General features: G+C 72.0%; 17 protein-coding genes. 12 read left to right on the plus strand and 5 right to left on the minus strand.

The features are described from left to right. The first annotated feature begins 5 nt into the window (after positions 1-5). The 4 genes from ABZX90_RS12315 (at position 6) to ABZX90_RS12330 (ending at position 5,782) form a co-directional block, all read left to right on the plus strand. The gene (locus tag ABZX90_RS12315) at positions 6-1,769 is read left to right on the plus strand and encodes a fatty acyl-AMP ligase (RefSeq protein ID WP_355204036.1); all 1,764 of its coding nucleotides are present in this window, start codon (positions 6-8) and stop codon (positions 1,767-1,769) included. An 86-nt stretch (positions 1,770-1,855) separates the two neighbouring features. Further along, the gene (locus tag ABZX90_RS12320; protein WP_355204039.1) at positions 1,856-3,718 is read left to right on the plus strand and encodes an acyl-CoA dehydrogenase family protein; all 1,863 of its coding nucleotides are present in this window, start codon (positions 1,856-1,858) and stop codon (positions 3,716-3,718) included. After that, complete coding sequence (locus tag ABZX90_RS12325; RefSeq protein WP_355204041.1) at positions 3,715-5,430, plus strand: acyl-CoA dehydrogenase; 1,716 nt, start codon at positions 3,715-3,717, stop codon at positions 5,428-5,430. Before ABZX90_RS12320 ends, ABZX90_RS12325 begins: the two co-directional genes overlap by 4 nt. Before the next feature lie 70 nt (positions 5,431-5,500). Next, a complete protein-coding gene (locus ABZX90_RS12330; protein WP_355204044.1) occupies positions 5,501-5,782 on the plus strand; it encodes an acyl carrier protein in 282 nt (93 codons plus the stop codon). A 59-nt stretch (positions 5,783-5,841) separates the two neighbouring features. Here the strand turns inward: ABZX90_RS12330 and ABZX90_RS12335 are convergent, their stop codons facing one another. Beyond that, positions 5,842-6,615, minus strand: coding sequence for an AfsR/SARP family transcriptional regulator (locus ABZX90_RS12335; protein ID WP_355204047.1), 774 nt, complete (start codon positions 6,613-6,615; stop codon positions 5,842-5,844). A 118-nt stretch (positions 6,616-6,733) separates the two neighbouring features. Further along, a complete protein-coding gene (locus ABZX90_RS12340; protein WP_351119977.1) occupies positions 6,734-7,180 on the minus strand; it encodes a hypothetical protein in 447 nt (148 codons plus the stop codon). A gap of 219 nt (positions 7,181-7,399) precedes the next feature. On the opposite strand from ABZX90_RS12340, the gene ABZX90_RS12345 reads away from it, so the two are divergent. Beyond that, a complete protein-coding gene (locus tag ABZX90_RS12345) occupies positions 7,400-8,383 on the plus strand; it encodes a TauD/TfdA family dioxygenase (protein WP_351119979.1) in 984 nt (327 codons plus the stop codon). A gap of 60 nt (positions 8,384-8,443) precedes the next feature. On the opposite strand, the gene ABZX90_RS12350 is transcribed toward ABZX90_RS12345, so the two are convergent. Continuing rightward, positions 8,444-9,091 carry a response regulator transcription factor gene (locus tag ABZX90_RS12350; protein WP_351119981.1) on the minus strand — a complete coding sequence of 216 codons (648 nt, stop codon included), beginning with the start codon at positions 9,089-9,091 and terminating at the stop codon, positions 8,444-8,446. A gap of 224 nt (positions 9,092-9,315) precedes the next feature. Between ABZX90_RS12350 and ABZX90_RS12355 the strand changes: the two genes are divergently transcribed. From ABZX90_RS12355 to ABZX90_RS12370, 4 genes are all read left to right on the plus strand, one after another. After that, positions 9,316-9,744 (plus strand): hypothetical protein, encoded by a 429-nt coding sequence (locus tag ABZX90_RS12355; RefSeq protein WP_351119983.1) that lies wholly within the window; start codon positions 9,316-9,318, stop codon positions 9,742-9,744. Between the two features lie 291 nt (positions 9,745-10,035). After that, positions 10,036-10,455, plus strand: a complete 420-nt coding sequence (panD, locus tag ABZX90_RS12360) for an aspartate 1-decarboxylase (protein ID WP_351119985.1) — start codon at positions 10,036-10,038, stop codon at positions 10,453-10,455. Positions 10,456-10,505: 50 nt separating this feature from the next. Further along, entirely contained in the window at positions 10,506-10,850 is a 345-nt protein-coding gene (locus ABZX90_RS12365) for a GNAT family N-acetyltransferase (RefSeq protein ID WP_351119987.1), read from the plus strand. Continuing rightward, positions 10,850-11,524 (plus strand): aspartate/glutamate racemase family protein, encoded by a 675-nt coding sequence (locus tag ABZX90_RS12370; RefSeq protein WP_355204052.1) that lies wholly within the window; start codon positions 10,850-10,852, stop codon positions 11,522-11,524. Before ABZX90_RS12365 ends, ABZX90_RS12370 begins: the two co-directional genes overlap by 1 nt. An 891-nt stretch (positions 11,525-12,415) precedes the next feature. On the opposite strand, the gene gndA is transcribed toward ABZX90_RS12370, so the two are convergent. Beyond that, positions 12,416-13,855 carry an NADP-dependent phosphogluconate dehydrogenase gene (gndA, locus tag ABZX90_RS12375; protein ID WP_355204055.1) on the minus strand — a complete coding sequence of 480 codons (1,440 nt, stop codon included), beginning with the start codon at positions 13,853-13,855 and terminating at the stop codon, positions 12,416-12,418. A gap of 504 nt (positions 13,856-14,359) precedes the next feature. On the opposite strand from gndA, the gene ABZX90_RS12380 reads away from it, so the two are divergent. Continuing rightward, complete coding sequence (locus ABZX90_RS12380; protein ID WP_355204058.1) at positions 14,360-15,550, plus strand: transglycosylase family protein; 1,191 nt, start codon at positions 14,360-14,362, stop codon at positions 15,548-15,550. On the opposite strand, the gene ABZX90_RS12385 is transcribed toward ABZX90_RS12380, so the two are convergent. Next, positions 15,540-16,898, minus strand: a complete 1,359-nt coding sequence (locus tag ABZX90_RS12385) for a DMT family transporter (RefSeq protein ID WP_355204061.1) — start codon at positions 16,896-16,898, stop codon at positions 15,540-15,542. The two genes, ABZX90_RS12380 and ABZX90_RS12385, sit on opposite strands and share 11 nt — an antisense overlap. 210 nt (positions 16,899-17,108) lie before the next feature. Here ABZX90_RS12385 and ABZX90_RS12390 point away from each other — a divergent pair, with 210 nt between their 5' ends. Both ABZX90_RS12390 and glgA read left to right on the plus strand, forming a co-directional pair. Continuing rightward, positions 17,109-17,858, plus strand: a complete 750-nt coding sequence (locus ABZX90_RS12390; RefSeq protein WP_355204064.1) for a (2Fe-2S)-binding protein — start codon at positions 17,109-17,111, stop codon at positions 17,856-17,858. An 86-nt stretch (positions 17,859-17,944) separates the two neighbouring features. Then, positions 17,945-19,096, plus strand: coding sequence for a glycogen synthase (glgA, locus tag ABZX90_RS12395; protein WP_351119995.1), 1,152 nt, complete (start codon positions 17,945-17,947; stop codon positions 19,094-19,096). Positions 19,097-19,132 lie beyond the last annotated feature (36 nt).

The following is a 19,132-nucleotide window of genomic DNA, read 5'->3' on the forward strand; positions in this document are numbered from 1 at the left end:
TCCGCATGCCCGCGCTGCCTCTCGACACCATCGTGACGCGCCTCGAACGCAACGCACGCGAACTGCCGGACAAGGACGCCGTCGTCTTCGTTCGACCGAAGGGGGACGAACGCGTCGAGGAGCGGCTGACGTTCGGGCGGCTGCGCGAGGAGGCCCGGGCGCTCGCCCGGTGGCTGCGCGGCCACTGCGCCGCCGACGACCGCGTCCTGTTGCTCTACCCCTCCGGCACGGACTTCGTGAAGGTGCTTATCGGCTGCCTGTACGCGGGAGTGGTGGCCGTCCCGGCCCCCGCGCCGAGCGGTGGCGGACGGCGTGCCGCGCGCATGGCGGGAGTGGCGCGGGACGCGGATGTGACGATGGTCCTGACCGACTCCGCACATCTGGCCGCCGCCCAGGACTTCCTCCAGGACGCGGGTCTCGGTGCGCTGCCCTGCGTGGCCACGGACACCGTCGAGCTCGGCACGGAGGGAGAGCTGCCGGAGCCGCGGTACGACGGCGACAAGGTGGCCATCCTGCAGTACACCTCGGGATCCACCAGCGACCCCAAGGGAGTTCTCCTCACCCACGGAGCCCTCGCGCACAATCTGTGGCTGATCGAGACGGCACTCGGCCCCGACCGGGAGACCCGGGCGTGCAGTTGGCTGCCGCCGTACCACGACATGGGCCTGATCGGCATGCTCCTGTCACCACTGTATCTGGGCGCCGGCGTCGTCCTGATCTCTCCGATGGACTTCCTGCGTCGCCCCCGGCTGTGGTTCGAGCTGATCCAGGAGCACCGGAGCACCTTCACAACCGCCCCGAACTTCGCGTACGACCTGCTCGCCAAGCACATCACGGACGAGCAGCTCGCCGGCCTCGACCTCTCCAGCCTGCGCTGGGCCCTCAACGGCTCGGAGCCCATCGACGCCAGGACCCTGGAACGCTTCAGCACGCGCTTCGCGGCCGCCGGCTTCGATCCCCGCGCGCTCAAGCCGTGCTACGGCATGGCCGAGACCGCCCTCTTCGTCGCGGGCACGCCCTCGGCCAGCGGCCCGGTCATCACCTCGGTCGATGTCGCGGACCTGGAGAAGAACCACTTCACGCCGTCCCCGGCGGGCCCGGCCGCCCGCCAACTGGTCAGCAGCGGCCGGGTGGTCGACCTCGACGTACGGATCGTCGACCCGGAATCGGCCGCCGAACTGCCGGACGGCTCGGTCGGCGAGATCTGGGTCCGCGGCGGGAGCGTCACCCCGGGCTACTGGCGCAACCCCGAGCAGACAGCCCGTGCCTTCGACGCGACAACCGCGGCCGGCGAGCGCGGATTCGTGCGCACCGGTGACCTCGGGGCCCGGCACGACGGCGAGCTGTACGTGACGGGCCGCATCAAGGACGTCCTCATCGTCCGGGGCCGCAACCTCTACCCCCACGACATCGAACGCGAGGTCGTCACTCTCCACGAGGCCTTCCAGGGACTGCAGACCTGTGTGTGCGCGGTGCCCGCCGCCCGGGAGGAGATCGTGGTCCTGCAGGAGTTCCGGGCGCCCTCCGGCATGGACGCCGATCCCGCCGACGTCACCCGCACGGTGCGCGGCGAGCTCGGTGAACTGCTCGGCGTACGGGTCTCGAACGTCGTCCTGCTGCGCCCCGGCCATGTGCGCCGCACGAGCAGCGGCAAGGTGCAGCGGTCGCTGATGCGCGACCTCTTCATGGCCGGTGAGCTCAAGCCCCTGCACGAGGACCTCGACGCCGAGATCGTCCGCCGTTACCGCACGCAGGGCGCCGCCGTATGACCTCGACACGGACTGAGGCACCGGCAGCGGGCGAGGCAGTGGAGGCCCCCGCACCGGCAGGGGAGCGGGCGGCGTCCGGTGCGAGCGTGCCCCCGGCGCCCCTCGGGCTCCCGGCGTCGTACGCCGCGGCCCTCCGGCTCGACGAGCGGCTCGGCGACCCGGACGATCCCGGCCGGCTCTTCTCGTACGCCCGCAGCGGCGCCCTGGACGACGCCGAGGTGTTCCCCCTGGAGATCTGCCGGGAGCTCGATGTCCTGGGGCTGCCGCGCGCCTATGTGCCGACGGCCCACGGCGGCACCCTGGAGGGATACGACGAGGCGATTCAGCTCATGCGCGCCGTCGCCCGGCGGGACATGACCGTCGCCGTCGCGCACGGCAAGACCTTTCTGGGCGCCGTCTGCCTCTGGGTCGGCGGCGATCGGGAGCAGGCCGCCCGCCTCGGCGAGCGGATCAGCATCGGGGCGGTCGTCTCGTGGGGTCTGACCGAACGCGACCACGGCAGCGACCTGCTGGCGAGCGAGGTGACCGCCGACCGGACACCGGGCGGCTATCGCCTCACCGGCGAGAAATGGCTGATCAACAACGCCACGCGAGGCCACCTCGTCTGTGTGCTCGCCCGCACATCGCAAGGCGGCGGGCCGCGTGGCCTCAGCCTGCTCCTCGTGGACAAACAGGCCCTGCGCCCCGGCTCGTTCCGCCCGCTGCCCGCCGTGAAGCTCCACGGAATCCGCGGCGCCGACATCAGCGGTATCGCCTTCACCGGCGCCGAGGTGCCGCACTCCGCGCTGATCGGACGGGAGGGCGACGGCGTGGAGACCGTCGTCAAGAGCCTGCAACTGACGCGCACGCTGTGCAGTTCGCTGTCGCTGGGCGCCGCCGACCAGGCACTCGGCATGAGTCTCACGTACGCCCATGAGCGGACCAACTACGGCCGTCTGCTGATCGATCTGCCGCAGACCCGGCGCCTGATCAGCGAGTCCTACGCCGATCTCCTCCTCGCGGAGGCGGTCTCGCTCGTGGCGGGGCGCGGCATCCACACGCTGACGGGGGAGCTCGCGGTCGCCTCGGCCGCTGTGAAGTTCTTCGTGCCGACGCTGGTGGAGGGACTGGTCTCGAAGCTGACGCGGGTCATGGGCTCGCGTTCGCTGCTGGTCGGCGACGCCTACCGGCACGGCCGCTTCCAGAAGGTGCAGCGCGACCATCGCATCGTCGGCATCTTCGACGGCAACACCATCGTGAATCTGCACTCGTTGATCAACCAGTTCCCCCAGCTGGTACGGGGATACAGGCGAGGCCGCGTGGACAGCGCCGGTCTGTACGCCGCCACCGCGCTGCGCGAGCCGCTGCCCGACTTCGACCCGGGCCGTCTCGAACTGCTCACCCGCTCCGGATGCAGCCCTGTCCAGGCGCTGCCCGCCGCCTGCGATGCGCTGAGCGAGCTGGCCGACCAGCGGAAGGTGCCCGCTTCCCTCGGCCGGCTGGCCGCGCGGACGCGAGCCGTCGCGGACGAGCTCCACGAGCGGCTGGCCGAGCACCGCCCGACCCCGATCGAGGTCCCGGCCGGGGCCTTCGTCCTGGCCGAGCGGTACGCCCTGTGCTTCGCGGCCTCGGCCGCGATCCATCTGTGGCTGCACAACCGCGCCGACGTCGACGATCCGGTGACGGCAAGTCTGTGGGAGTCCGGTCTGTGGCTGGAGGCCTGTCTGACGAATCTGCTGCGGCGGATGGGGCCGGGGCTCCCCGGTCCGCACGACGGCGACGGCGTCGTCCCGACCGGAGACAGGCCGGCGGACAGCCGCTCCGTCGGCGACGGTTCGGCCGACGACCCTCCGACCGTTGACGGTTCGGCCGACGTCTTCGAGCGGCTCGCGGTGCCGCTCCTCGCACAGCATGCCGAAGGCCGGCTGCCTTCCCTCCTGCCCTACCCGCACCTCGAGGACCGCCGATGACCACCTTGCCCGGCCCGCCTCCGGCGCTCGCCGACCCGGACCTGCCCCACCCCCTGGAGCAGCTGCTCGGAGACCCGCTCGATCCGGACAACCCGCTGAGCTACGACGCCTTCCTCGCCGCGGACGAACGGGGCGACCTGCTGCCGGCGGGCCGCGCCCTGCTGGACGCGTTCGGACTCGGCGCCGAATTCGTCCCACGCGCGCTGGGCGGCCGGCTGCGCCAAGCCGACGAGCTGGCGCGGGTGCTCCGGCCGCTCTTCCGCAGGGACGGATCCCTGGGGCTCGGCCACGGGGCCATCAACCTCATCGCGAGCGCCCCGGTGTGGTCCGCGGGATCCCCCGGACAGCGCGGCCTGCTCGCGGACCTGCTGCTCGCGGGCGGCCAGACGGCAGGGGCATACACCGAACTGGCCAGCGGCCACGATCTGGTCGCCTCGAAAGTGAAGGCCGCCCGGCAGGGGAGGGGCTGGTCCCTCTCCGGCCGTAAGGAGGTCATCAACAATGTGACCCGGGCCCACGCCGTGACCGTCCTCGCCCGCACCGGCGAGCAGCCCGGAAGCCGCAGCCACTCGCTGTTCCTGCTCGACATGGACTCCGTGCCGCGCGAGAGGCTGCGTTTCCTCCCTCGGTTCCGCACCTCGGGACTGCGGGCGATCCACCTCGGCGGCGTGGAGTTCGACGGCTGTCCGCTCCCCGAGTCCGCGCTGATCGGTGACGAGGGCGGAGCACTGGAGTCCGTACTTCGGGCCTTCCAGGTCACCAAGGCCGTCCTGTCCGGTGCGACGCTCGGCTCGCTCGACACCCAACTGCGCACGGTCACGGCGTTCGCGACCGAGCGCCGGCTCTACGGCCGGCCGGTGAGCGAACTCCCGCATGCCCGTGCGGCGCTGACCGGGGCGTTCATCGATCTGCTCATCGCCGACTGCCTGTCCACGACGGTGTGCCGGGCGCTGCATGTGCTGCCCCGGATGACGAGCCTGTACGCACCGGCGGTGAAGTACCTCGTTCCGCTGCTGACCCAGGAGGCCATGGACAGCCTGGCCGTCGTCCTCGGCGCCCGCTCCTTCCTGCGGGAGGGCGCCCAGGGAATTTTCCAGAAGCATCTGCGCGACCTGCCGGTCGGCTCCCTGGCCCATTCCGGGGCGACCGTCTGCCAGGCGACGATCATTCCCCAGCTGCCCCGGCCGGCCCGCCGGAGCTGGTTCGTGACCCCGCCCGCGCCGTCCGAACTGTTCCGGATCGATGCGCCGCTGGACGACCTGGACTTCCAGCGTCTGGCGATCACCGCGGCCGCCGACGACGGACTGCTCGCGGTCCTGCCGGACGCCGCCGAGCAGCTGCGTTCCGATCCGGTACTGGGCCCGCTGTGCGGCCGGTTGACCGACTCCCTGCGGGTGCTGCGCGACGACTGCCTGGCCCTCACCCCGCGCAGCGCGACGCCGCTGGCCGAGCCCTGGGGCTTCGAACTGGCCGAGCGGTACGCGCTACTGGCCGCGGCCGCCGCCTGTCTGGGCGTCTGGCAGCACAACCGTGACCGGCCGGATCCCTTCCTGCGCGACACGGCGTGGCTGGCGGCCGCCCTGCGGCGGCTGACCGTCCGTCTCGGACACGCACCGGGACCGGACGTGGACACCCGTGCCGTCTTCCAGGAGCTCACCGAACGCTGCGAGCGGAACACCGCCTTCGACCTGATCGGCCGCCGGCTTGCCTGACACCGGCCGGCGCACCGTGCTCGCCCCACCCCATCTTTTCGTCCGTCCCCTTCCCCGAAGGAGCCAAGCCATGACCTCCACCGCCCCCGAACACGACCGCCTGACGCCCCCCGACCCGCAGGAGCTGAGCGACTGGCTGCGGGAGCGGGTGGCGTACTTCGTCGAATGCCCGGTGACCGACATCGCCACGGACGTCAAGCTCGTCGAGTACGGACTGGACTCGCTGTACGCACTGACGCTCTGCGGCGACATCGAGGACACGTTCGGCATCCCCGTATCGGCGACGCTGGCCTGGGACTACCCGACCATCGACGCCATCGTGGGACTGCTGGCCGCCCCGCGGCAGAGCTGAACGCCGCGGGCCCCCTCCCCGGACGGGGGAGGGGGCCCGCGGCGTGTGTGCGCCGGACCTCAGGCCGACGCCAACTGCAGGTACCGCAGATCGTCGGCATACCGGAGGCTGCCTTCGAGGACGGCCTGGTGCGCCTGTGTCAGCGCGGGGCCCGGGTCGATGCCGAGTTCCTCCGCGAGGACCCGGCAGCCGGTGCGATAGACCGCTAGCGCGTCGGCCTGCCGGTCACAGCGGTACAGCGCGATCATCAGATACGACCGCAGCCTCTCGTGCACGGGATACTCCTGTACGAGACCGGTCAGTTCGGGCACGAGCGCGCTGTGCCGGCCGAGTTCCAGATCCGCCTCGATCCGCTGTTCCAGAACGGTCGCCCAGGCCTCTTCGAGACGTGGCCGTTCGGCGTCCGCGAGGAAGTCGGTCACATCGGCGAGAGGCGAGCCCCGATGCAGGTCGAGCGCCGACCTGGCCAGGCCGGCGGCCTCCCCGTAGCGCCCCCTGGCCTGGGCCTTGCGCCCGAGGTCGGCCAGCCGCTCGAACTCCAGGAGATCCAGGCGTGCCCGCCCGGTGCGGATGAGGTAGCCGGGAGTCCGTCTCACCAGCTCGATGTCGGGGCCGAGTTGTTTGCGCAGCCTGGACACGTAGGTGCAGATCTGCGCGTTCCTGGTGGTGGGGGGCTCCCATCCCCACAGCAGGGCGCTCATACGGTCGTCGGACACGGTCCGGCCGCGCGCCAGCAGCAGAGCCGCCAGGACGGTCTGCATCTTCGTACCGGCCAGGGCTATCCGCCTCTGGCCGTCCCGTACCTCGACCGGGCCGAGAATCCGGAATTCCACTCTTCCCCCTGCTCTCCGCAACCACTGCCGAATCAGTCCGGCAATCAACATCCTGTGCGAGAACATGGCCGGAACGAGTGGTTCCGATATGGCAGGACCCTGCCCGTACAGCAGGCTGTCAACCTCTGGCCACGACCCTTCCCCGGTCCACCCGGCAGCGCTCGACGGTTCCGTCGGCTCGGGTCACGGCGACGGTGCGTCCGCGGCCTTCCGCGACGCACAGCCAGAAAGCACCCGCCACCACGGTCGCCTGGGCGTCCCTGCTCGCCGTCCGCAGCACGCCCCTGGTGAAGGTCACCACAGCGGGTGGCCCGGCCGCCCTGCCCTCGCCGAGCACGCCCCAGGCGAGGGTGAGTTCACGGCCGTCGCTCACGTGTGAGTGGGCGCCGCGCAGGACGGCGGGGTGCAGCGCGCTCGCGACGACCACGTCCAGCACCGCGTCCCCGCCGTAGACCTCCAGGGCTGTACGTCCCCGTGAAGCGTGGCCGAGACGGATCGACCAGGGTGTGCCGAGGAGGGGGAACCTGCCGGTTCCCGGCACCTCTTGCTCCGACAGGGTGTACACGGCGCGCAGCCTCCTTCCGTACCCGACGTCCGGGTACGCGAACGAGTCTGGTCGGGCGCGTGGACCGGGTCTTCAACGCCAGCATCCGAGTCCATGGTGGTGCTGGCTTCACCCTCGTTCGCCGACCTCGTCCTTCCTCGCCCGCCCTCGTATCGAACAAATATGGGGACACGGGGGAGCGTGGCGTTCCGGGATCACGAGAGGAAGTGGACGACGACGATGGCTACGACGGCGCAGGCTCCCACGACGCGGCTCCTCGACATCACGCTCGGCGAGACCGAGCGAGAGGCGTTCGCACGACTTGCGGCGGCGCTGGCCGCCACCGGCTCCCGGCAGGTCGACGACCTCGCCTGGCTGGAACACGCACGCACCCTGTCGAGCAGCATTCCGGCCGCGGTGCGGGAGGCGATCCGCCGGTTCCGCCACGACCCGGGCCCCGGCGGACTGATGACGGTGGGGAACCTGCCGTTGCCCGGTGCGGAGCTGCCCGCCACACCCGCGGAGAAGGGCTCGGTGGAGCGTACGGCCACGGTGCCGGCCGCCGTGGCCGTTCTGCTCAGCCTGCACCTGGGGGAGATCGCGGCCTTCCGCGAGGAGAAGTACGGCGCGCTGGTGCAGAACGTGGTGCCCGTGCCCGGACAGGAGGCGGAACAGAGCAACGCCGGCTCCATCCCGCTCGACCTGCACGTGGAGAACGCCTTCCATCCCAACAGGCCTGACTATGTAGGTCTGTTGTGCTTGCGAGGGGACCACTCGGGACGGGCCGGCACCCTGGTCTCGTCGATCCGGGAGGCGGTGCGGCTGATCTCCGGCGAGGTGCTGGAGGAGCTCCGGCGCCCGGTGTTCGTCACGGAGCCGCCTCCCTCGTTCGGGGGCGGTGACAATACCCCGGTGCACGCGGTCCTTGAGGGAGACCCCGAGGACCCCAACGTCCGTGTGGACTTCCACGCGACCCACGCGCTCGACGACACGGGCAAGCTCGCTCTGGAGCGACTGCGTGACGCGTTCCTGGACGTCGCCTCCGAACTGGTGCTGCAGCCCGGCGAGATGGCCTTCGTGGACAATCGTGTGGCGATCCACGGGCGTACGGCGTTCACCCCGCGGTACGACGGCCGCGACCGCTGGCTGCACCGCACCTTCGTCCACCTGGACCACCGCCGCACCCGAATCCACCGTCCCGGCGGCGGCCCCGTGCTCAGCTGAGCCCCGGGCTCCCGCCGCCCGTATGGCCCGCCCCCGCAGAGGGAGGCGGGCCGAGTGTTGTCACGCCCCGTCCAGGAAACGCAGGACCGCCAGGACCCGGCGGTGGTCGCCCTCGGCCTGTCCGAGGTCGAGCTTGGCGAAGATGTTGTTGATGTGCTTGGCGACGGCGCTCTCACCGACCACCAGTCGCTCGGCGATTCCGGCGTTGGAACGGCCCTCCGCCATCAGCGACAGCACCTCGCGCTCGCGCGGCGTCAGCCGCTCCAGCGGATCCCTTCCACCGCGCCGCGTCAGCAACTGGCCGACGACCTGCGGGTCGAGGGCCGTGCCGCCCGCCGCGACCCGCCGCAGCGCGTCGATGAACTCCTCGACGTCGGCGACCCGTTGCTTCAGCAGATAGCCGAAGCCGCCCGCGTTGTTGGTCAGCAGATCGGCGGCATAGCGCTCCTCCACGTACTGGGACAGCAGGAGCACCGCGGTGTCCGGCCACCGCTCGCGGATCGTGAGGGCGGCGCGCACGCCCTCGTCGGTGAATCCGGGCGGCATACGGACGTCGACAAGCGCGAGCTGCGGCCGGTGCGCGTCGACCGCCGCCAACAGTGCCTCGGCGTCGCCGGTTTCGGCCGTGACCTCGAAGCCGGCCAGCTCCAGAACCTTGACCAGCCCGATCTTCAGCAGGACCGAGTCCTCGGCGATGACCGCTCGCACAGCACACTCCAGAGTGAGGGGGGAATACGTCGTACGCTATCGCCTCCCTGGCCCGGAGCGGCGATAAAAGGCCAGGTCGGGGCCGCTCTGTGAAGGGAGGACCCGGGCCGGAGGTGTAGCTGGCACCACCACAGGACGGATTCCTGCGTTACTGATTCCCGCAGGCCCCGCGGCCAGGCTGGAGAACGTGCCCGAAACCCGGGTACGGAAGGAGTTCCCGCCCCATGGTCACCCTCGCGCCGCCCGCCCGGCGTACCTCCCGTGGTCTGTTCCGGATGCCGAGGCCGACGCTGTCGACCGCTTTCGTCGTCGCGGGCACGGTGCTGGTTCCCTGGATGTTCGTGCTCGCGGCGACGCTGCCGGGCACGGCGGAGGCGCACCACTGGACGGCGGCCTGGGTGGGTCTGGACGCGGCCCTCGCGGCGGGCCTGGCCGGTACGGGGCTGCTGCGCGCGCGGCGCGATCCCCGCCATGTCCTCACGGCCGCCGCCACCTCGGCGCTGCTGTTGATGGACGCCTGGTTCGACACCATGACCGCGGCGCCGGGCACCGAGACGGTCACCGCCCTCGCCCTCGCCCTCTGTGTGGAGGTTCCCCTGGCTCTGGGGTGTGCACGGCTCGCGGTACGAGGGGTGGGGCGCGGGCGGCCGTGAGCGGCCGGGACCGGGCGTTCCGAAGTCCGCCGGCAGGTCTGCCGCCGACGTGAGAGGGCTCTCGATGCGGGCCCGACGCCATGTTCCGTACTCTGGTTCCGCGTCTTGGAGGATGACTGCCCGCAGGGGCATTCACGTCTGACGGCCGAGGCGTCGAAAAGGGCTCAGCCATCTGTCGGTGTCCACACAGAACGACGGTGTGGAAGGCGGTGGGAAGCCGGGCCGTTGTAGAGTGAAACCGCCCTTGACCTGCACAAGCAGGCAGGGAGCCGACATTCCGGAGTTGCCTCGATGCTGCGCACCATGTTCAAGTCCAAGATCCACCGTGCCACGGTCACCCAGGCCGACCTGCACTACGTCGGATCCGTCACCATCGACGCCGATCTGCTCGACGCCGCCGATCTGCTGCCCGGTGAGCTCGTCCACATCGTCGACATCACCAACGGCGCCCGCCTGGAGACGTACGTCATCGAGGGGGAGCGCGGGTCGGGGGTCGTCGGGATCAACGGAGCGGCGGCCCATCTCGTGCATCCCGGTGACCTGGTGATCATCATCAGTTACGCTCAGGTCAGCGACGCCGAGGCGCGGGCGCTGCGGCCGCGGGTCGTGCACGTGGACGGCGACAACCGGATCGTGTCCCTCGGCGCCGACCCGTCCGAGCCGGTACCGGGCTCGGACCAGCAGCGCAGCCCGCAGGCCGTCACCGTCTGAGTCGCGGCGGCATCGCAGGACCCCTGGACCCGAGGACCCGAGGAGTGCCCGTGAGTGACATCGAGATCCGCGACGACCGGCCGGGCGGCCGCCTGGAGGCGTTCGCCGGTGACCAAGTGGTCGGGCACATCGAGTACTTCGTCCTGGAGGAGCCCGCGCGGGCCCTCGTCCCCGTCCACACCATCGTGGAACCCGAGCATGAGGGCCAGGGCATCGCCGGCTCCCTCGCGCGTGAGCTGTACGTCATCGCCGCACGCGAGGGTGTCGTCGTCGCGCCGCTCTGCCCGTACGTCGTGAAGTGGGCGGCGCGGCATCCCGAGGAGGCTCCGGCGGCCGACCCGGAGCTGCTGACCGCCGCGATGGAGTGGCTCACGGCGCATCCGGGACGCTTCTGATGGCAGGGGCGCCGCTCCCGCCCCGGTTCGGACCGCTCGCCCTGCTGCACACCTCGCCGACGCATGTCCCCGTCTTCGACGCGCTGCGCGACGAGGACCACCAGGGCCTGGAACTGCGGCACTTGGTCGACGAGGAACTGCTGGCGAGGGCCCGGCGCGAAGGGCCCGCGGCGGTGACCGACGAGGTGCGGGCGCTGCTCGCCAGGGCTGTCGCCGACGGCGCGCGAGTCGTGCTCTGCACCTGCTCGACCATCGGCGCGGTCGCGGAGCGGGCCGACGCCGGGGTGCCCGTGCTCCGCGTGGACCGCCCGATGGCCGCCGCCGCGGTGGCCGCGGGCTCGCGGGTCGTCGTCCTCGCGACGGTGGCGAGCACCCTGGAACCGACGGTCGCCCTCGTCGAGGAGGAGGCCCGCCGCGCGGGCCGCCCCGTCGACGTCCGTACCGCCCTGGTCGCGGGCGCGTGGGCGCTGTTCGACGCCGGCGACGTGGACGGCTGCGCCCGCGCGGTGGCCGACGCCGCCGACGCGGTCACCGACGCCGATGTGATCGTCCTCGCCCAGGCGTCCATGACGGCGGCCCAGCGGCTGACCACCACCCCGGTGCCGGTGCTGTCGAGCCCGCGCCCCGGCCTCGCCGCGGCGGCACACGCGACCCGCGCGACACACTCCGCGTAGGCCCACCAGCGGTCCGGGCGGGGCGCCCGGGTGGGCGGAGGGACGGTTCGAGCGGCGCTCCCCGGTGGCCCATCCCACCCCGGGCAGACTCATGGATGGTCCGGGCTTGCACCCTGCGCAAGCCCGCCAACCTTCCGTGCCGCTCATCCTGGTGGGTCCACCCGTCCCGGGCAGGCCCACTCGCGGTCCGGGCAGTGCACCCCAGCGCAGGTCGAACCCGTACGTACGCACCGCTTCCAAGGACGCGATCCCGCCTGCGCAGGGCACCGCGGTGGGCCCACCTGGTCGCCATGCCTCGCGCGACGGGGTGAGTGGGTGCGCCAGGGCCGGGTACGCGTGGGACAAGTCCAGAGCCGACGCATCGACTGGCTGGAGGACACCATGACGCATCCGTTCCCCGACCCCGTGAAACCGGGACCCACCCCCGGGCCGGGTCCCGACCGCCCGGAGCCCTTCCCGGACCCGACGCCGAACCCCGGCGGCCCCGATCCCGTCCCCGGCCCGGAGCCCGTACCGTCCCCCTCCCCGATCCCGCAACCGCCGGGCCCCGACCCCCAGCCCCAGCCCGGGCCGTTGTTCTGACGGCGGTCCGGCGCCCCGCCTCGACGGGTACCCGGCCGGAAGCGCGAGCGACCGAGGCTCGCGCGCCCGGCCGGGGCGGGAGGGGATGGGTCGACCCCGCCGGCAGACCGATGCCTGTCGTCTCGTCGTCCTACGTGTGCGCACCTGGAAGTGCTCGCCGCACAGCGGGACCGAGCCGCCCCGGCACCCCGACCGCCCCGGCATCCCGAGCACGGCGAAGCCGCCACGGTCCCGGCTCCGGGAACATGACGGCTTCGGCGAAGGTGCGGTGGCGGGCGTCGCGCGGCGGGGGTGATCCCGGCGACAGGCCTACGCCTCGACCTCCGACCGGTCGCCGCCCCACAGCGTGTGGAACGACCCCTCGCGGTCCGTCCTGCGGTACGTGTGAGCCCCGAAGAAGTCCCGCTGCCCCTGGGTGAGGGCGGCCGGCAGACGCTCGGCGCGCAGGGCGTCGTAGTAGGCGAGGGCCGCCGAGAAACCGGGGGTGGGCACGCCCTGGCGGGTCGCGGCGACGAGGACCTCGCGCCAGTCGTCCTGGGCCGCCGCGATCTCCTGGGCGAACGTCTCGTCCGACAGCAGGCTGGGCAGGTCGGGCCGGGCGTCGTAGGCGGCACGGATGCGGTCGAGGAAGGCCGCCCGGATGATGCAGCCACCGCGCCAGATCGAGGCGACGGAACCGAGGTCGATGTTCCAGTCGTACTCGTCGCTGCCCGCGATGATCTCGTGGAAGCCCTGCGTGTACGAGACGATCTTCGACGCGTACAGCGCCTGTTCCACCCGGTCGGCGAAGGCCCCGGCCTCGGACTCGTCGAGCTGCTGCGCCGTCGGACCGGCGAGTCCGCGCGAGGCGGCGCGCAGGTCGGCGTGTCCGGACAGGGAGCGGGCGAAGACCGCCTCGGCGATACCGGACACCGGCACACCCAGGTCCAGCGCGATCTGCACGGTCCAGCGGCCCGTGCCCTTCTGCTCGGCGCGGTCCTGGACCACGTCCACGAACGGCTTGCCCGTCGCCGCGTCCACGTGCGACAGCACCTCGGCGGTGATCTCGATCAGATACGAGTCGAGTCGGCCGGTGTTCCAGGTGCGGAAGATGTCCGCGATCTGCGCGGGGGAGTACCCGGCGACATCACGGAGCAGCTGGTAGGCCTCGCCGATGAGCTGCATGTCGGCGTACTCGATGCCGTTGTGGACCATCTTCACGAAGTGCCCGGCGCCGTCGGGGCCCACGTGCGTGACGCACGGCGACCCGTCGGTGGCCTTCGCGGAGATCTTCTCCAGCATCGGGCCGAGCGAGGCGTACGACTCGGTCGAACCGCCCGGCATGATGCTCGGCCCGTGCAGCGCGCCCTCCTCGCCGCCGGAGACGCCCGTGCCGACGAAGTGGATGCCCTGCTCGCGCAGCGCGCGCTCACGGCGCCGGGTGTCCGCGAAATGAGCGTTGCCACCGTCGATGATCATGTCGCCGGGCTCCAGGAGCGGGGCGAACTCCTGGATCACCGCGTCGGTCGGTTCGCCCGCCTTCACCATGATCACCAGACGTCGGGGCCGCTCCAGCGCCGACACGAACTCCTTCGCGGTCTCGGCCGCCACGAACGTGCCCTCGTGGCCGAACTCCTCCACCAGCGCGTTCGTCTTCGACACGGTGCGGTTGTGCAGGGCGACCGCGTAACCGTTGCGCGCGAAGTTGCGGGCGAGATTGCGCCCCATGACCGCGAGACCCGTGACGCCGATCTGGGCTGAAGTGCTCATTCGGATGGCTCCTATGAAGTCCGGTAAGAAGTCCGGTGACGGATACAGGCGGAAGATCCTGGTATCGGTGCCGCCGGTCGTGCTCGGCCGTGCTGCTCGTCAGTATTGCCCCAGGCCATCCTGACGTGTCGGAGGTGTCCACGCAGCAGACCGCCCCGGCGTCGCGAGGGCGGATTTCGGACAGGCCTTACGCCGCCGGTCGCGGGCGACGGGGCCTTCCGGCGGCCCGCACGGCATCCCCGCTGCCCCGCAGCCCGCCCCGGCAGCCGTGCCCACCGGCCGTCGCCGGACGCGGGAATCCGATGTCGGCAGCCACCGAGCGGCCGGGCGACGCATCCCGGTTCGGCGCCGGCCCGGTCACCCACCGTGCGGAGCGCGTTCGGGCCGACGGCCGCCCGGCGGCCGGTCAACCGCCTTTTCGGAGCGACCGATTGCCACCTTGTCCTGGCCTGTTCCCAGCGCTTACTTTTGCCGCTCCTGACGCATGTCTAGGGGGGCTCCCTCATGGCCGTACGCGGTCGGCACCGCCGGTATCAGCCGAACAGGATCAACCGCGCCTCACTCACCGTCACGGTGGGCGGCGCCGGGATCGCGCTCCCGCTCGTCGGAACCGGAGTCGCCCACGCGGCCGATGTCGGCACCTGGAACAAGGTCGCCGCCTGCGAGTCCAGCGGCAATTGGAGCATCAACACCGGCAACGGCTATTACGGCGGACTGCAGTTCACCCAGTCCACCTGGGAGGCCTACGGCGGCAAGGCCTACGCGCGACGCGCGGACCAGGCCACGAAGGACCAGCAGATAGCCATCGCCGAGAAGGTGCTCAAGGGGCAGGGGCCCGGCGCCTGGCCGGTGTGCTCGGTCCGCGGCGGGCTGACCAGCGGCGGTGCCACCCCCGACATCAGCCCGGCAGGGACGTCGCCGCAGACGGCGAAGCAGCGCTCGGTGCGGGACGTGAAGCCGCAGACCACGCCGCAGTCGCAGGCCGGGACCGCCGAGATGTACACCGTGGTGCACGGCGACACGCTGTCCGGCATCGCCGGCTCCCGGCATGTCCAGGGCGGCTGGGAGGGGCTGTACGCCGCGAACCGTACGACCGTCGGTTCCGACCCGGACCTGATCCTGCCGGGCCAGCGGCTGACCCTGCGCGGCAAGGCCCAGGCCCCCGCTCGCACCGCGGACGCGCCGGCGAAGGCGCCCGCCAGGACGCCCACGAGGACGCCGGCGAAGAAGACCCCGGCCGGCACGACGTCCCCGCACAGGACCACCCCCCACAAGGCGGCCGGGACGACGCACTCCCTCGTCGCCCCGGTGAGCGCGGCGACCGGCACGCCCTACCGTGCCGCCGGCTCCTCCTGGTCGAAGGGCTACCACACGGGCGTCGACTTCCCCGTGCCGACCGGCACCGCCGTCGAGGCGGTCGCCGCCGGCCATGTGGTCAGCTCGGGCTGGGGCGGATCCTTCGGCTACCAGGTGGTGATCCGGCACGCCGACGGCCGCTACACGCAGTACGCCCACCTTTCCGCGATCTCCGTGAAGGCGGGGCAGAGCGTGGTGGGCGGCCAGCGCATCGGCCGCTCCGGGTCCACGGGCAACAGCACGGGCCCGCATCTGCACTTCGAGGTGCGGACGGGGCCCGGCTTCGGTTCGGACATCGACCCGGTGGCGTACCTCCGGGCCGGCGGCGTCAGGATTTGACTCGGGTGCGGTGGTGGTTGACGAACGGCATCGGCACGTAGGGCACACCGAGCATGGCGGTCAGGAAGGGCAGCTCGTCCCTGGCCGCCGGGGCGGCCTGCGGGGCGACGGCCTCCATCGCCGCCACGGGATCCTTGAACGGGGTCGGTACGAGCACGCCCCCGGCACGGGCGGGCTGCGGAGCAGGCAGGAACACGCTCCCGCCGGCCGGTGGGGGAGCTGCCGCGAACACGCTCGCCCCGCCCGGCTGGGGAGCCGGTGCGAACACGCCGTCGCCCCCGGAGGGCTGCTCGGGCAGTCCGGCCAGCAGTTGCTCCACGGTCGCCTCGGTGACGGTGAGAGCGCCGAGGCCGGAGACGACCGGGCCGACCGGCTCGGGGAACCGGGGGTCCGAGGGAGCCGGGACGGCCACCGGAGCCGGCTCGTCGGCCGGCCGGTGGGCGCCGTCAGGCTGCCCGGCGTCGGTCTCCGGCGCGGCCGCGAGCCTCGCGGGAGCGGTCGCCGTTCGGTCGGCGCTGCCGATCCGCTCGATCGTGAGCAGGATCAGACCGCCGGCCGCGACGACGCCACAGCCCAGCGCGAGCGCGGTGCCGGTCGCGCCGTAGCGGAAGGTCTCGCCGAACATCGTGATGCCGACCGCGGCCGCCACGACCGGGTTCACGACCGTCAGCGTGGCGAGCGGCGCCTCCAGGCCGGCGCCCCGGTAGGAGGCCTGCGAGATCAGCATGCCGGCCGTCGCGAAGACACCGATGGCGCCGAGGCTCGACAGGTTGGCGAGCGAGACGTGCTGCGACCAGTCCACCGTGACGGACTTGGTGAACACGGAGGACATGCTGAAGGCGATGCCCGCCGCGACCGCCAGCAGCACACTGCGCACGGCCGGGTGCCGGTGCGCCGCGCGCCCCGCCATCATGAGGGCGGCGACCGCGCCGCCCGCCACCACGCCCAGCGCCAGGCGCTGCGCGCCGCTCAGGGACTGCGTGTCGGACGCGCCGACCAGGGCCAGCAGACCGGCGAGACCTACCGTGGCCATGATCGCGCCGCGCCAGGCGGTCGCTCCGGCCCTGCGGCCGACGAAGAGAGCCGCCATGGGAAGCGCGAAGACGATCGTGAGCGCGCCGAGCGGCTGTACGAGGCTCAGCGGGCCGAACGCGAGGGCGACCACGTGCAGCAGCCCGCCCAGGCCGGTCAGTGCGACGGCGCCCCACCAGCCCGGCCTGCGCAGCGGTGCGTAGGTCTGGCCCGGAGAGGTCGAGGTGACCGCGACCTGCTCCTGAATGATCGCGCCGCCCGCATACGCGACGGCCGAGACGAACGAGAGCACTACGGACAAAGCGAGCGCACTCATGAGTCCCTCCTCTGCGTACGGCGCGGAGCAGCTGCCCGGCGCGACGAACGGTCGGCTTCCATGCAAACAACGATGCCCCGCGATTTAGTTCTCGTCGTCGTCCCTGAGCAGTCATTGGGTCCTACTGCCGATGGAGTACGAATCGCCCCTTGTCCTCCCCAGGGTGGGCGACACCACGGACCGATCCACTGGTGGTTACCCCTAGGGGGCTTGGTACTACTGCTCTTCGTGGACCTCGACCCCCAACTCGCGGCGCTCGGCGCCCTCGGCGGATTCTTCGTACTACGCACCGGCGTACCGCCGCGCGGCTCCCTGCCCACCCTCGCGAGCGCCTGTGCGAACCCGCGATTCGGGACGCCCGATGAGGTTTACGGGGATCCGGTAACTTTTCGCGTCCAGAAGGTCGCACAGAGTATTCGGGCGCCGGAGCCGAGGGTGGCGGTGTCGGTGGCGCAGCAGGGTCTCGCGGCCCGGTTCTGGTCGATCGCGCTCGGCGCCGCCGCGCTCTGCGGCCGGCTGCCCGACCTCGACCCGGAGCTGCTGAGCTGGGACCCGGACGCCGGCGCGCCGGACGACCTGTGGCTCTCCGAGGTCCGCGCCCGGCCCGTGACCGACCTCGACGCGGTCGTACGCGGCGGACTTCTCGTCCCGCTGAGCGCGGCCCTGCGCTCGCGCTACCGCGTCTCACCGGGCCTGCTGTGGGGCAACGCGGGCTCCGCCCTGGCCGGGACCGTCCGTCAGCTGGACCGCTGGGCGCTCACCCACGGACGCCCGGACGTGGGGGAGCGGGCCAGAACACTGGCCGGCCGGCTCTTCGAGCACCCCGACCTCTCCGGCACCCTCGACCCCAGGACGCTCCGCCGCCGCAGTTGCTGTCTCTATTACCGGGTGCCCGGTGGCGGAGTCTGCGGCGACTGCTGCTTCGACCGGCCCCCGCGCCCGACGCCCGGCCGGACCTGACGGCGGGGCCTCCCGCGTGGTCTTCCGTATCGGCTTCAACTGAGTGACCATGAGGGGCACCAGCCGGGCTACGACGGGGGTTCTGTGTGCGCGTGGGACTGCTGACCCGGGAGTACCCGCCGGATGTGTACGGCGGTGCGGGCGTCCATGTCGAGTTCCTTGCACGGGAGTTGCGGGCGCTCACCGAACTCGACGTGCACTGCTGGGGCGAGGGCGGCGCCGGCGGAGTCGTCCGTCACCGGCCCTGGACCGCACTCGACGGCGCCAACGACGCGCTCCGCACCTTCTCCGTGGACCTCTCCATCGCCGCCGCCCTCGAAGGCCGCGAACTCGTCCACTCCCACACCTGGTACGCCAACCTCGCGGGGCACTTCGGAAAGCTCCTGCACGGCATCCCGCATGTGGTGACCGCCCACTCCCTCGAACCGCTGCGCCCCTGGAAGGCCGAGCAGCTCGGCGGCGGCTACGCCCTGTCGAGCTGGGCCGAGCGCACCGCCATCGAGGCCGCGGACGCCGTGATCGCCGTCTCCGGGGCCATGCGCGAGGACATTCTCGGCTGCTACCCGGCGCTGGACCCGGCCAAGGTGCGGGTCGTGCACAACGGCATCGACACCGCGCTCTACCGGCCCGACCCCGGCACCGACGTCCTGGAGCGGATCGGCCTGGACACCGGCCGCCCGTACATCCTGTTCGTCGGCCGCATCACCCGGCAGAAGGGCGTGCCCCATCTCCTGCGCGCGGTACGGGACATCGACCCGGCCGCGCAGGTGGTGCTGTGCGCGGGTGCCCCCGACACCCCTGAGATCGACCGGGAGTTCCGCGAGCTGTACCGGGAACTGAGCGGTGTGCGCGACGGCGTGCACTGGATCCCGCAGATGCTGCCCCGTCCGGAGGTCATCCAACTCCTCACGCACGCCGCCGTGTTCGTCTGTCCCTCGGTGTACGAGCCGCTCGGCATCGTCAACCTGGAGGCGATGGCCTGCGGGACGGCGGTGGTGGCCTCGCGCGTCGGCGGCATTCCCGAGGTGGTCGAGGACGGCGAGACCGGCCTTCTGGTGCCGCTCCAGGGCGACTTCGAGGCCGGTCTGGCGGCGGCCCTGGACTCCGTGCTCGCCGAGCCCGACACGGCCCGTCGCATGGGCGAGGCCGGACGGCGGCGCGCGGTGGGGGAGTTCGGCTGGGACGCGGTGGCCCGAAGGACCGTCCAGTTGTACGAGGAAGTCCTCAAAGCGGGGTAACCATCGGACAGGCGAACTTCAGAACATGGGGCGGGT

It is taken from the genome of Streptomyces sp. NPDC002935 (assembly GCF_040611295.1).
GTDB lineage: Bacteria > Actinomycetota > Actinomycetes > Streptomycetales > Streptomycetaceae > Streptomyces.

Coding starts and splice junctions, on each gene's coding strand:
- ABZX90_RS12325 (WP_355204041.1), top strand. CDS start 3,715: ATGACCACCTTGCCCGGCCCGCCTCCGGCGCTCGCCGACCCGGACCTG.
- ABZX90_RS12355 (WP_351119983.1), top strand. CDS start 9,316: ATGGTCACCCTCGCGCCGCCCGCCCGGCGTACCTCCCGTGGTCTGTTC.
- ABZX90_RS12380 (WP_355204058.1), top strand. CDS start 14,360: ATGGCCGTACGCGGTCGGCACCGCCGGTATCAGCCGAACAGGATCAAC.
- gndA (WP_355204055.1), bottom strand. CDS start 13,855: ATGAGCACTTCAGCCCAGATCGGCGTCACGGGTCTCGCGGTCATGGGG.
- ABZX90_RS12330 (WP_355204044.1), top strand. CDS start 5,501: ATGACCTCCACCGCCCCCGAACACGACCGCCTGACGCCCCCCGACCCG.
- ABZX90_RS12345 (WP_351119979.1), top strand. CDS start 7,400: ATGGCTACGACGGCGCAGGCTCCCACGACGCGGCTCCTCGACATCACG.
- ABZX90_RS12315 (WP_355204036.1), top strand. CDS start 6: ATGCCCGCGCTGCCTCTCGACACCATCGTGACGCGCCTCGAACGCAAC.
- panD (WP_351119985.1), top strand. CDS start 10,036: ATGCTGCGCACCATGTTCAAGTCCAAGATCCACCGTGCCACGGTCACC.
- ABZX90_RS12385 (WP_355204061.1), bottom strand. CDS start 16,898: ATGAGTGCGCTCGCTTTGTCCGTAGTGCTCTCGTTCGTCTCGGCCGTC.
- ABZX90_RS12370 (WP_355204052.1), top strand. CDS start 10,850: ATGGCAGGGGCGCCGCTCCCGCCCCGGTTCGGACCGCTCGCCCTGCTG.